Source organism: Microcoleus sp. S1D4 (genome assembly GCF_036700765.1).
Lineage (GTDB): Bacteria > Cyanobacteriota > Cyanobacteriia > Cyanobacteriales > Microcoleaceae > Microcoleus.
The window spans coordinates 111,463-124,437 of sequence record NZ_JAUBPP010000014.1; the positions used below are offsets into that span (position 1 = coordinate 111,463).

Here is a 12,975-nt window from a genome sequence, read left to right on the forward strand (position 1 = left end):
GCTATCCACGCCCCACATTTACTAGATTTAAAGTTGTGTCACTTCCCTCTTTGCTAACAGGTTGCTTCGGCCAAGTAAATCTAAAAATTGCTCCTTCACCTTCCGCAGATTCCAGCGAAATAGTGCCCCCTTGGCCTTCCACAATCTTCTTCACCAGCGACAAACCAATACCAGTATTTTCAACTTTATCGCGAGCTTCCAAGGTCTGAAAAATCACAAAAACTTTATCGTGATATTGAGCAGCAATCCCCGGCCCGTTATCGGCTACTGAAAATTCATAAAAATCATCTAACTCTGTAACGGATATATTTACATCACCGGATTCAGCTCGATTGTGCTTGATAGCGTTACTAATTAAATTAGCAAAAACCTGGTGCAACGCCAATTTTTCGGCGACAAAAGTTGGCATTCCCGATTCAACTTTCACATCAAATCCCGCCGGCGGTGCCAAAGAATCAATAATTTCTGCTAATAAATTCTCAACTTTTACAGTTTCTGAAGCTACTTGAATGCGCCCGACGCGGGAATATTGCAGCAGTCCCTCAATCAATCCTTCCATCCTGTGAACTCTGCCGCGCAGCAGGTTCATTTGGTGCAGAGTATCCTCTGTCATGGACTCGCTGAGGTCTTCTTCTATCCAACTGCTGAGATTGGCGATCGCCCTCAGCGGCGCTTTCAAGTCGTGAGAAACCACATAAGCAAACTGGTCTAATTCTTGATTCCGCTTTCTCAAAACACTCGTCATTTGAGCCAGCGACTGCGCCGTCCAACTCAACTCTCTAGCGCGCAACTTAAGGGATTCCTCAGCTTGTTTGCGTTCCCTAATATCCTCTATCACACACATCAAAAATTGACTGCCATTTTGTTCTCGCAGCAGCGAAACCGTCAAGTTTGTCCACACCAACTCTCTGTCTGGGCGGACAAAGCGCTTTTCTACACAATAATTATCAATTTCTTCTGCTAACAATTGGCGCAAAAATTCTAATTCCTTTGCCAAATCTTCCGGCAAAGTAATCTCCTGATTTTTTTTCTGCATCAATTCTTTCCGGCTGTAGCCCAAAATTTCGCAAAGTTTTTGGTTGACTAACATAAATTTGCCTTCTACAGTGGTTTGGGCCATGCCGACTGCCGCTTGTTCAAAAGTATGGCGAAACCGGAGGGCACTTTCAGCTAAGGCAATTTCTGAACGTTTGCGATCGCTAATATCGTTGCTGATCTCCAAAATTGCCACCGGTTGATCTTGCTCGTCGTGCTGCAAAGTCCACCTGCTGGCTACCGTTATTTTTCTGCCGTCTTGCTTGGTTCGCACCATTTCTCCTTGCCAAGAACCATGCTCAAAAAGCATTTTTTGAATTTGCTCAAAAGGCTGCTTCCATTCAGTTTGCAAAATATCGTGAATATTTTTGCCGGTTGCTTCCGACTTCCGCCATCCGTAGAGCAACTTCGCCCCCAAATTCCAATAATAAATCTCCCCTTTCAAGTCTAGTACCGCGATCGTATCGTTCGCCAAATCCAGCATTTGCGCTTGCTTGCGGAGAGTTTCTTCAGTTTGTTTTCTTCCTCTGATATCGCGGCAAATCGCAATAAACAAGTGTTGATTTTTCAGACGCATTTCGCTGATGGCCAACTCCATCGGAAACTTGATTCCGTCGCTGCGAAGTCCCATTGTTTCTTGCTGGTAAGTTGTCAGCTTAGCATTAGGATTTAATGTGAAATATTCGATCGAATAATCTCCGGCGCTGCAGTGCGGTTGCGGTTGAGCTATCAGCCGGCGCAGGTTCGAGCCAATTGCGCGATCGGCACTTTTGCCAAAAATCTTTTCGGCTGCCGTATTAAAAGACTCAATATTTCCCCGTTCATCCAAAGTAATGATCGCGTCAGCCGCATTATCTACCACAGCTTGAATGCGAGTTTTGCTTTCTTCTAAGCCAGCTTCCCGCTTCTTCAATTCCTTCTCTAAACTATCAAATAAATACCAGCAAGCCACGGCACCCAAACAGCCGACAAGCAAACCACCTATTTGCAGGAAATTAGTTAAATCTCTCAACTCCCGTATTTGCCGCTCTTGAACGTTCTGGTAAGCTTTGTTTGCTTCACCAAACGCATCAATTTTATCGCGCAGCTTATCCATCTTCAATTTGCCTATACCGAACACCTGATTTATTTCTGGCGACGGCACTCTTGTTGCCGAACTATCGAGCTGCTTTAAAGTGTTTTGCAAGAAATTGATGTGTTGTTCGGTAATTGTTTTAATTTCTGCAAATTCCTGAGCTTGCGGTTGATTTTTCCCCACCCTCAACTTGAGTTTAGCTAACAGCGGAGGCAATTTTTTTTTTGCTTCTAAATAGGGTTCTAGAAATTCGGGGCGCTTCGTTAACCCGTAACCGCGAATTCCGGTTTCTGCATCCACCATTGCTGTTAACAAGCGGTTGGTTTCGTTAAGTATTTCCTTGTTAGTATTTGCTTGATTTCTGAGCTGTATGGCACTCTCGCGGAGTCCTGAAATTGCGATTAGTGAGGCAAACATACCAATCAAGGGGATGGCAACGATGACTGTTCCCCGCTGGCGAATTGGTCGGTTTGTCCAGATCAGTTGGACTAAGCGATCGAGCAAATACTTCACGGATCTTCAAGGAGAAAGTTTGCTGGCAGTATATCGCTTTTTGGCAATTTATGCTATTGATTAAGTTGTTTTTTTTGTTGGGCGCGAGCCCGGGCGTAACCGTGGAAACTAGATCCGGCCCGGGGCGATGGCTATCTGCTGAGAGTGACAACAGATTTTTTAGCCAGCTTTTTGAAGGGAGGCAATGAGAAGGAAAGGCGTTTGTTCGGCAACGATATTGTAGGCGAAACAGGAATTGTTGTTTCTGCTTTACCTGCGTTTTCGCTTTCGGCTTTTGCTTTCCAACTAGAGTCTGTTGCGGAAGGGTTCTCAACTGTTGCGATTACAGTAGTCCACCTGCCTGTAGCGGGATCGCGATGACAAGTGAAAGGATTTGTGTTTAGCGGTTGACTGCAAGGTTTAATCGACATATAGATGCACTCCTTTGATTCTGATAACTTGCGCGCTGTTGAAGGCGGCATTGCTATGAAGCCTGTAGAGGCTGCTGTTGGAAGGCCCTTCGGATTCGGCAAAAGACACCTATGGTGTTTCTGCCTCCTTAAGCCTGTGAGAATTCCTGATTTCCTGTTAACTTTTGCCTTCTACTGGTTAGCGACCCTAGCATTATTTTTAACAAATTGTCTTTCTACAAGCAATCCCCCCTCAATCTGATTGAGGTGCGACTTTTGAATAATGCAGCGAGGCGCTAGATCCGGGCGACGGCAAAAGTTTAGGATAATAAGATATTCTAAGCTGGGAACAAATATTATTGTGTGATGAGCAACAGAGGTCGATCGCGATCGGTGTCACAATTAACAGATTATGATAATTAGGGATAGGTCTTTAGGAATAGCTCATATAGCCTGTCTCAAAAAGCTCAGGATTTTAGATTTTCGATTTTCGATTGGGGGATTGAGGGATTGATACCTCATTTTTGTGAGAACTGCTAGATTAAGTGCGATCGATTACCACAACAAAAAGGGTTCGTAGTGTGGACTTTATTGATTGCATTTAATCCACCGAACATGATATTATTAGGAGTTTGTCATTGAGAATCGCTTGACCCATGACCAATGACCAATGACCAATGACCAATGACCAATGACCAATGACCAATGACCAATGACCAATGACCAATGACCAATGACTAATGACCGATGACTAATGACTAATCTCAACTTGTGCCTTTAATTTAACAGTAAAAGTAGAGCCGACATCCAACTGACTATCAAGACTAATATCGCCGCCCATCATCTGACAAAACAAGCGGCTAATCGTCAATCCCAAACCGGTGCCGCCGTACTTGCGAGTAGTCGAAGCATCGCCTTGCACAAAAGGTTGAAACAAACTCTGCTGCTGCCAGACCGACATTCCAATGCCCGTATCAGATACCTGCAAATAAACCCAATCGCTACCCCCTGCTGCTTCCTTAGTCGCACTCAGCAGCACAGTTCCACCTTCGGTAAACTTCAAGGCATTCGATAGCAAATTGAAGAGAATTTGCCGGACTTTAGTTAAATCTGCGTACATAATTCCCAAATTCGGAGAGTAAGAAACCTGCAATTGATTGTGATTTTTTTCCACTAAAGGGTGCAAAGTTGCAACGACTTCTTCTATTAAATTACCGATGTCGAATTCTTCTAAATAAAGCTCCATCCGACCTGCTTCTATCTTAGACAGATCGAGAATGTCGTTGATTAAAGTCAGCAAGTGTTTGCCTGCGTTACGAATTTTTTGGGTATCGGGAATGATGTTTTTTAGTCCTGATTCGAGTGCTTCTTCTTGTAGCATTTCGCTGTAACCGATAATGGCGTTGAGCGGTGTTCGCAACTCGTGGCTCATATTGGCTAAAAAAGTGCTTTTAGCTCTGGAAGCTGCTTCAGCTTTGTGTAAGGCTTCTTGCAAGGCTATTTCGGCTCTTTTGCGCTCGGCAATTTCGATGCGGAGCAGTTTGTTGGCGGCGGTGAGTTGAGCGGTGCGCTGATCGACGGTCATTTCTAGCTGGGCTTTGGCTTTGGAAAGTGCTTCCTGAGCGCGCTGGCGTTCAAATCCTTCGATCGCCAGCGCGACCAAATTTGCTAAAGAATCGGCGAAGGTGCGTTCCTCCAGAGCCCACTGGCGGGGCGCGCCGTGTTCCAAGGAGAGGATGCCTACGATCTGACCGCCGAGCCTGATTGCTACATTTAATATAGATGAGTTTGGTTTGTTGGGATTCGGTAGCGCGGGGGAGTGTTGGGCTACCGGAGATGAGTGGCACAAATTTGTGGCGATCGAGTTTGAAGTGTTGGGCGCAGTTTTTAATGCTTTGTCCTCAGCTAAGTTTTCGCCCGGTGTGTCGCCTTCGACATCATCTAAGATTGATGAAAGTTGTAAATCGCTTGTCGCCGATAGGGGCTGGCGGCTCAAATGATTCTCGCTGGTGCGATCGTACAGGTCGAGACAAACTAATCTGAGGTTGGAGATTTTAAATTTAGAATGATTGACCAAATCTGGGTTTTCTTCTCGGGCGGCGGTTTCTGGATCGAGTGATTCTGTTTGGCTGCGGGCGATCGCTCGGTTGATAAAATTTAGCTGGGGTTCGATCGAATAGCGACTGCCAAATCTGAGATGGTTGTAAAGCCAGACGCTGACTTTTTCCACCTCCAAAGTGCGGGCTGCAGCCTCGGTAATTTCGCGAATTCCCACATTCAGCGCACCGCTGTTGAAAGTCCTCTGCCGGCCTAGCTGCAACAAAGCCAGACTCTGGCGGCGGAGACGCTTTTCGCTCTCTTTAAGGGTTTGTTCTGCTTCCTTGCGCTGGGTGAGGTCGTACAAGGCGCACAATGCTGTCTGTTGACCGTTAAACAGCAGGGACTCAACGGAGATTGTGGCCCAGAAGGGAGTACCATCTGACTTTTTGCAGTGGAGTTCGTAGTTTTGGAGGTATCCGTTTTTGGCGAGGGCTTCTAGTACCTTTGGGCGATCGTCCGGGTTTAAATAAAAGTCTGGGGTGCTGCAGCCGATCAATTTTTCTAGGGGTATGTTCAGCAGAGAAGCCAATTGAGAATTCGCATACATAATTAAGCCGTCACCGAGGCGAGAAACCAATACCGGAACGGGAGTTGTTGAGGCGATCGCCCGAAACTGCTCTTCGCTCGATCGCAGCGCCACATCAGCTTTAGAGAGCAATTGAGCGTCCATCGTGTCCGAATGTTCGGTGGTAGTCTCCAGCAAAATTTCTAGGTCAGCTTTTTCGCGCTTCAAGTTTTCAAGTTCCGCACTCAGCCGCTGAACGTCCAAAAGTAGCTGTTCTCTCGATGGTTCTTCCTGCATGGCAATTGACAATTAGTATTTTTTAGTTGGGTCGGAAGTTTTTTAAGGTTCGGGGCTAGCTTAACTATGACTTACGAGCCTTCACTTGAGTCTCCCGATCTCGGTTCTCGGACTTGGGGTGGGACTCACATAGAGCTTTTGCGATTTACTATTCCAATTGTAAGTGCAAGGAAGGGATCGGCCGCTGTAATTTTTTCAGGAATTTTTCCCGCCAGGGTATTTGTTTAGAGCCTTTTAGGGTTATTTGAATATTTTTTTGCTGGCGCACTTCGATCGCAAATTTTGAGAGGATGTTAATTCCCGAAATATTTAAGAATTCTGGCTTTCGTAAGTCTAAAGTAATCGTGTTTGGCGAGGAGTCAGCAACAAACTTGAGCAGCATGGGCGATCGGCGCGTATTCTTGGGCCTGTCTGAGCCGGAACGAGCCGCAGCAGGTGATTGTTTGGGCAGCGCGATCGTACTCAATGCTATAATCTTTAACCTGAATCTCCATACTTCAGTTGCCGGTTGTGAACGGTAAAGAAGTTGTGGCTGCGGTAGCCAGCCACCCGTGCGTCAGGCTGGAGCGATCGAATTTCTGCCTAAATGTGGCCCAATGCCTTAGTTGGTGTAACTTGCACTGCATCTACTGCCAACTCTACCATTGCGGCCGGGCATTTATGAGTTATTTTGCGATCGATCTGTTGCAAGTTGTGGAAGTTGACGAGACCAGCTTTTGCTGAAATTCCGAGTTATCAATTCAGTTTGTTTTTTCGGTTTGCTATTGACAAAATCCCCAAAATGTGAGAGAAATTTCACATCTAGCATCTCAGTGAGTTGGAGAATATTTAATGGCAATTTCTGAAATTACAGAAAAGCTTTTGGCTGCTAAAAAAGCTAAAGGAATTAGTTTGGCAGAATTGGAAAAACTTTTGGATCGCGACGAAGTTTGGATTGCTGCGGTTATTTACCGTCAAGCTACGGCATCGATCGATGAAGCAGAGAAAATTGCCTCAGCCTTGGGACTGTCGGGCGAGATTGCTGCGGTGCTGACCGAACCTCCGTTAAAAGGTTCTTTGGATGCTGCTGTTCCGGTAGACCCGTTGATTTATCGCTTCTATGAAATCATGCAGGTGTACGGAATGCCGCTCAAAGCAGTAATCCACGAAAAATTTGGTGACGGGATTATGAGCGCGATCGACTTTACTATGGATGTCGAGAAAGAAGCAGACCCAAAAGGCGATCGAGTAAAAATAATTATGTCAGGCAAATTTTTGCCCTACAAAAAATGGTAAGCCCGTGCCGCTTTGCCCGAAAGTGAAAATTTAAAATTTAAAATATGGTCGCAGGGCTGACGACTAATGACCGTGCCTCAAAAGTGCTAACTTAGAAATAGAGACCGCGAAGCTTGACCAGGCAAAAATTGAGACTAGCCCCTGACTTAACTCGTGTATATCCCCAAGTTTTAGACCAAGGTTCAACTTCAAAAATTTATTTGTGGAGTAAATCTCAAATCTCAAATCTCAAACTCGTACGCTCGCGAAGCCGAAGTATCTCAAATCGACAGACTGGCTTGGGTGTTCTTTCGGGAAATTTTTCTAGGGCAAAGATATCGCTCCCGCCGCAACTTCCCCAGTCAAAACAAGCAACCGCAACCGTAAAGTAAGAGGCAAATATGTCAAAGTATGACTCCAATCTCAGATGCTCCTTTTGCGGCAAGTCGCAGGAGTACGTCCGCAAGTTAATAGCTGGGCCCGGCGTGTACATTTGCGATGAATGCGTGGAACTGTGCAATGAAATTTTAGAGGAAGAATTTTTTGACTCTAGCAAAACAATTGGTCAACAGATTCCTCAATCAGAGGTGCGAGAGTCTCAGGGACAAGGAACGCGACGCCCGAGTCGATCGAACAAATCTAAAATTGTCTTAGCCCAAATTCCCAAACCCACAGACATTAAACAGCATTTAGACAACCACGTCATCGGCCAGCACTCAGCCAAAAAAGTCCTTTCTGTCGCAGTTTACAACCATTACAAGCGCTTGAGCGCCGACCAAGCCAAAGACAGCGGCAAATCTTCCCCCGACGGCGATGTCGAACTGCAAAAATCCAACATCCTGCTAGTCGGGCCCACAGGTTGCGGTAAAACTTTGTTAGCGCAGAGTTTGGCACAAATGCTCGAAGTTCCTTTTGCGGTAGCCGACGCAACAACGCTAACAGAAGCTGGATATGTCGGCGACGATGTAGAAAATATCTTGCTGCGGCTGTTGCAAATGTCGGATTTTGATGTCGAATCAGCACAGCGCGGGATTATTTATATTGACGAAATTGACAAGATTGCTCGCAAAAGCGAAAACACTTCGATTACCAGAGATGTATCGGGAGAAGGAGTGCAGCAAGCGCTGCTGAAAATGTTGGAAGGAACGGTGGTTAATGTTCCCCCGCAAGGCGGCCGCAAACATCCTTACCAAGATTTTATTCAAGTTGACACTAGCAAGATTCTATTTATTTGCGGCGGTGCTTTTGTCGGTTTGGAAAAAATAGTCGATCAGCGTTTGGGTAAAAAATCCTTGGGCTTTATTCAGCCAACTGAAAGTGACAGCAACTCGACAATGGCTGCGAAGGATAAGCGGGTTGTTGATATTTTGCAACAGGTACAGCCGGACGATTTAGTTAAGTTTGGTTTGATTCCTGAGTTTGTCGGGCGGATTCCGGTGGTGACGGTGATTTCGCCGCTGGATGAGGCGGCTTTGATGCAGATTTTGACTGAGCCCCGGAATGCGCTGGTGAAGCAGTATCAAAAGCTGTTGAAGATGGACAGTGTGGAGTTGGAATTTGAGCCGGATGCGCTGCGGGCGATCGCCCAGGAGGCCTATCGGCGCAAAACCGGCGCAAGAGCTCTCCGCAGCATTTTAGAGGAGTTAATGCTGGATGTGATGTACGAGTTGCCTTCTCGCAAGGATGTTGCTGACTGTATGATTACCAAGGAAATGGTCGAGAAGCGATCGACTGCTGAATTGCTGTGGCATCCCGCATGGCGGAAGCACGAAACAGCTTAATTTGTAGTATGTAAGGTTCGCGCTGCGTACCTTACATACTTAGCAATATTTTATGACACTAAAAAAATGTCAGCAAATTTAACTAAACCCAGTAAAAAATCGAGATTGCCAGTATCCAGTTTGCTGCCGAGGATTGCAATTTACAGTGCAGTTGTTGCTGGCATCATGGCGTCATTTTACGATTTTGAACTCAATAAACTTTCCCCATCCCTTAACATGGAAGCCTCAGAAGCAAAACAAGTTATGGCTAGCATTAATAAAGCGCAGCAAGCTTACTATGCAGAAAACAGTCAATTTAGCGATTCCATTGCAAAATTGGGTATGGGAGTTCAAGAAAAGATGGGGAACTATCGTTACTTTATAACTTCATCACTCGGCCCTGTTCAAAGTTTACACAATCAACGCGAACCTGCACAATTTGAAAGCGTACTCGCGTTCGGCAAATCTGAAGGCATTGGTGGAAAATCGTATATAGGTGCAGTATTTACTTTCAAAAAAGAGGGTAGCAATCTACTAACAACGATGTCAGCAATCTGTGAGTTCAGTAGCAATAACCCAATTAGCAGTATGCCAATTTTTGACAGCCAAGAAATTCACTGCCCGCCTGGGAGCACTATTTTAAGGTAAGACCTTGAAAATTTTTTGCACCTTTCTTTCATTGGGTGTATTGTGTAAGGTAAATTTAAACTTCCAATTGCCAGGTTTGTCATCTTTTTGAAAATTGTACCAACACCAAGTATTTAATCTATCTCCCGTCGTTTTCAAATAAAGATCATAACCATTACTCTGGGCTACTAATTTTCCTTGAGAGTTGAAGACCTCACAAAATGCTAGATATTTTCTCTCTGGTAAGTTAGCAGCACTTACAGTAAAATAGACTTTCTTGTGCTGTTTCAAGGACAAAACATCTTTAGTCTTTCTCGATTTTAGTTCGTCAGTTAACATCACTTGAATCTGAGGTTTCAACGTTTGTCCATTGGTTATTTTTTCAGATTCAACTACTGCTTGAGGTTCTGGTTTAGATTCAACTATTGCTTGAGGTTCTGGAAATTTTACAAAAAGCGAGATAAAAATAGCAGCAATTGCTGTTAATAATCCGACTGATATCAGTGCGAGTTTTGACTTGTTACGCTGCTGAACTACCTCTAGGGGAATCAAAGCATTTAGGGCTGCATCTGCCGAAGCGTAGCGGTGTTTAAAATTGGGTTCCACCATTTTTTGCAGCCAGTCAAGAAATTCTGGAGTTAGGTGCAGCAAGCGATTTTTAAAATTAATCCGCCCCGTCTCGTCCATCAAGCTGCCAACTTCGGTAGAATTGATGCCGATTAGCAAGCAAATTAGCGTGGCGCCGAGACTGTATAAATCGGATGCGACTGTTAGCTGGCGGTTGAACATTTGTTCGGGCGGCATAAAGCCCAAGGTGCCTTTGACAACGCTGCTGGCGGCAACTTCTCCCCCACCGATTCTAGCAAATCCGAAATCGACAAGGCTGACATTTAGGCGATCGTCCACCAAGATATTTTCGGGCTTCAAATCTCTGTGAATAACTGGCGGCACCCGATTTTGCAGGTATTTGAGTATTTCTAACACAGAAATAGCAATTTGCTTAGTTTTTTGCGGTGTTTGCTGCGGCGAAGTTGCCAGGGAATTGGCATCTTTGTATTCCTGTACCATGCAGAAACCCGATGCAGTTTGGAATGAGTCTAAATAACGGGGAATGTTGGGGTTATCGAGTGCTCGCAAAATCTCAATTTCTTTTTCGTAAGCTTGATATTGGGCCCAATTAGCACCAGTCTGGGCAAATTGAAATTGTTTAACAACAACGGAACGTTTGGTATTAATTTCGGTAGCGAGATAGGTAACTCTACCGCCCGCGCGGTTGTGTCCGAGTTCGCGAGTTACTTGATAGCCGTAGTTGGAAAAGTCAGGAAAATCATTCATAGGTAATTTGTAAGGTTCGTAGTAAAGACTTCAGTCCTGAAAAAGCTTGTAGTAAGGACTTCAATCCTTGAGCACTAAAGTCCTTACTACGAAAAAAAATTTACGGTTTAATTAAATTTGGTTTAGATTTGCGATACTTGGCAATAATCCTTTTTGGTTTAAAAATAATTAGGTCAATTAAGGGAATTGCAGTGACGGCTAAAGATGCCATTGTTGTTCCTCCTACAGCTATCATTTCCATTGGTTCCACCCATTCTAATTGAGTATAAAATTTAAAAAAAAGTGGAAATGCTGCTCCCAAGCTAGTACAAAATCCGGCAGTAAGAAAGGCTATTTTGGCAGCATCTAATTTAAGGATTTTTCTGGTTATCTGCTCGGAAACTAGAGTGTTAGCAATCGGATTGACTATCGCGTAAGCCAAAGCGGATATCAACATCATAAATGCGATCGGCAGAATAACCAGCAACAATGAGGGCCACGTCAAACCACACAATGAAAGAAATAAAAACAGCGAAACCACTAAAACTCTAGCATTCATTATATTGCCGACTAAAGCTCCAAGTAAAATTAATGATACAGGAACAACCACTATAACAATGAACTGATAAATTATATTACTGTTATAGGCTAAATTATTAGTAGGTATTAAAAGATTTATGAAGACAGACAGTATAGCTGCCATTGCACCTGCAAACAACGCTCCGAACCAATTTGAATGGTATTTGTTTAACTTTGCCACGCTTGTGATTTCAGCAACTGAAAACCCAAATAATACACTCACAAAAGTGGCACTAACAATATAATTTTCGGTTGCTTTATCGTCAAAGAAGTTGGGGCTTGCAATCTGGTGTAGCATAAAACCTGATAAAATAAAAAAACTGCACATGAAAGCCAGCCTGCCTACTGACACAGCATTAGTTTTTTGCGGTACTGGTAGGGCAGATGTGGTGACTTGCAACTCTATTGTATGAGTTTCTGGCTCGGAATTGGCGCGCAGAAGAATTTGGCGTTTGTAAGTTTGACTTGCCAGCAATGTGCTTGTATCAATTCTAATTTGACACTCGATATTATTGCTTTCAAATGACTGCGGTTCAAAGGAAATCCAAGAGTGGTCGTAGGGCGTGTGGGGCGGATCGTTCGGATGCGGCGCGACTTCCCATCTCCCTGAGAAAATTGTATCGGGAATTGGGTTGCTAATGGCTATCGCGCCTGTTAATATTTCTCCATATTCAGTAGCTGTAAATTCAAGCAGATCGCGCTCAATTCTCACTTTAGGTAAACGGCTGACATCCAGAGATTTCAAAACGGTCAAAGCATCACCAGCCGACTTGTATCTATCTTGAATTCTCGGCGCTACCATTGTTTCCAGCCAATTCATCCAACCCTGCTGCAACGGCGGTACTAAATGCCGAAAATGAATGCCATAATTAGCATCAATTAAATTACCGACATCCGCAGATTTTGTACCAGTTAACAAACAAATCAGCGTTATCCCCAAGCCGTAAAGATCCGAGGCTTTGGTTAATTCTCGGTTGAACATTTGTTCCGGTGGCATGAATCCCATCGTGCCTTTGACGACGCTGCTGGCGGCGATGTTTCCGCCTCCCAAGCGGGCAAAACCGAAGTCTACTAAGTAAACATTTAACTCGTCATCGATTAACAAGTTTTCCGGTTTTATGTCGCGGTGAATTACGGGCGGTTTTTGGGATTGCAGGTAAGCTAGAATTTCTAAAGTGCCGATCGCAATTTGTTTAATATCCGGCGGCGAGAAATTTCGGGCGATCGCACTTTCGGCATTTTTGTATTCCTGCACCATGCAAAATCCGCTGTCAGTCCCGAAAGCATCGAGATAGCGGGGAATTCCAGGGTGTGCGAGCTTTTTGAGCACTTTGATTTCCTGTTCGTAAGCTTCGTATTCTGTCCAACTAGCACCTAATTGCGCGAATTGAAATTGCTTAATTACAACTAATTTTTGAGAGTTCGTATTTTTTGCTAAATAGGTAACTCTGCCACCGAGACTGTTGTGGCCAAGTTCTCTTTCAATTTGATAGCCGTGAGTTGAAAAATCGGTGAAGGCATTCATAT

The 12,975-nt window shown here is 44.5% G+C and carries 10 protein-coding genes; 5 read left to right on the forward strand and 5 right to left on the reverse strand.

Annotated elements, in window-relative coordinates; genetic code table 11:
* Position 1 precedes the first annotated feature (1 nt).
* On the reverse strand, positions 2-2,623 hold the full coding sequence (locus tag QT998_RS16220) for a PAS domain S-box protein (RefSeq protein ID WP_333115218.1): 2,622 nt from the start codon (positions 2,621-2,623) through the stop codon (positions 2-4).
* Between the two features lie 144 nt (positions 2,624-2,767).
* On the opposite strand from QT998_RS16220, the gene QT998_RS16225 reads away from it, so the two are divergent.
* On the forward strand, positions 2,768-2,983 hold the full coding sequence (locus tag QT998_RS16225; RefSeq protein WP_194074291.1) for a hypothetical protein: 216 nt from the start codon (positions 2,768-2,770) through the stop codon (positions 2,981-2,983).
* Between the two features lie 780 nt (positions 2,984-3,763).
* On the opposite strand, the gene QT998_RS16230 is transcribed toward QT998_RS16225, so the two are convergent.
* Entirely contained in the window at positions 3,764-5,914 is a 2,151-nt protein-coding gene (locus QT998_RS16230; RefSeq protein WP_333115217.1) for a sensor histidine kinase, read from the reverse strand.
* 148 nt (positions 5,915-6,062) lie between these two features.
* Positions 6,063-6,380: a hypothetical protein gene (locus tag QT998_RS16235; protein ID WP_333115215.1), complete on the reverse strand. Its 318-nt coding sequence runs from the start codon at positions 6,378-6,380 to the stop codon at positions 6,063-6,065.
* A gap of 44 nt (positions 6,381-6,424) precedes the next feature.
* Here QT998_RS16235 and QT998_RS16240 point away from each other — a divergent pair, with 44 nt between their 5' ends.
* From QT998_RS16240 to QT998_RS16255, 4 genes are all read left to right on the forward strand, one after another.
* Positions 6,425-6,637 (forward strand): hypothetical protein, encoded by a 213-nt coding sequence (locus tag QT998_RS16240; RefSeq protein ID WP_333115213.1) that lies wholly within the window; start codon positions 6,425-6,427, stop codon positions 6,635-6,637.
* Positions 6,638-6,745: 108 nt separating this feature from the next.
* A complete protein-coding gene (cynS, locus tag QT998_RS16245; RefSeq protein WP_333115211.1) occupies positions 6,746-7,189 on the forward strand; it encodes a cyanase in 444 nt (147 codons plus the stop codon).
* A 380-nt stretch (positions 7,190-7,569) separates the two neighbouring features.
* Positions 7,570-8,949, forward strand: a complete 1,380-nt coding sequence (gene clpX, locus QT998_RS16250; protein ID WP_333115209.1) for an ATP-dependent protease ATP-binding subunit ClpX — start codon at positions 7,570-7,572, stop codon at positions 8,947-8,949.
* Between the two features lie 66 nt (positions 8,950-9,015).
* Positions 9,016-9,576, forward strand: coding sequence for a type IV pilin-like G/H family protein (locus QT998_RS16255; RefSeq protein WP_333115207.1), 561 nt, complete (start codon positions 9,016-9,018; stop codon positions 9,574-9,576).
* Here the strand turns inward: QT998_RS16255 and QT998_RS16260 are convergent.
* Both QT998_RS16260 and QT998_RS16265 read right to left on the reverse strand, forming a co-directional pair.
* Positions 9,568-10,890 (reverse strand): serine/threonine protein kinase, encoded by a 1,323-nt coding sequence (locus QT998_RS16260; RefSeq protein ID WP_333115205.1) that lies wholly within the window; start codon positions 10,888-10,890, stop codon positions 9,568-9,570. The genes QT998_RS16255 and QT998_RS16260 overlap by 9 nt on opposite strands.
* A gap of 100 nt (positions 10,891-10,990) precedes the next feature.
* Positions 10,991-12,973, reverse strand: coding sequence for a serine/threonine protein kinase (locus tag QT998_RS16265; protein ID WP_333115203.1), 1,983 nt, complete (start codon positions 12,971-12,973; stop codon positions 10,991-10,993).
* Positions 12,974-12,975: the final 2 nt, after the last annotated feature.

Coding starts and splice junctions, on each gene's coding strand:
- cynS (WP_333115211.1), top strand. CDS start 6,746: ATGGCAATTTCTGAAATTACAGAAAAGCTTTTGGCTGCTAAAAAAGCT.
- clpX (WP_333115209.1), top strand. CDS start 7,570: ATGTCAAAGTATGACTCCAATCTCAGATGCTCCTTTTGCGGCAAGTCG.
- QT998_RS16260 (WP_333115205.1), bottom strand. CDS start 10,890: ATGAATGATTTTCCTGACTTTTCCAACTACGGCTATCAAGTAACTCGC.
- QT998_RS16255 (WP_333115207.1), top strand. CDS start 9,016: ATGTCAGCAAATTTAACTAAACCCAGTAAAAAATCGAGATTGCCAGTA.
- QT998_RS16230 (WP_333115217.1), bottom strand. CDS start 5,914: ATGCAGGAAGAACCATCGAGAGAACAGCTACTTTTGGACGTTCAGCGG.
- QT998_RS16265 (WP_333115203.1), bottom strand. CDS start 12,973: ATGAATGCCTTCACCGATTTTTCAACTCACGGCTATCAAATTGAAAGA.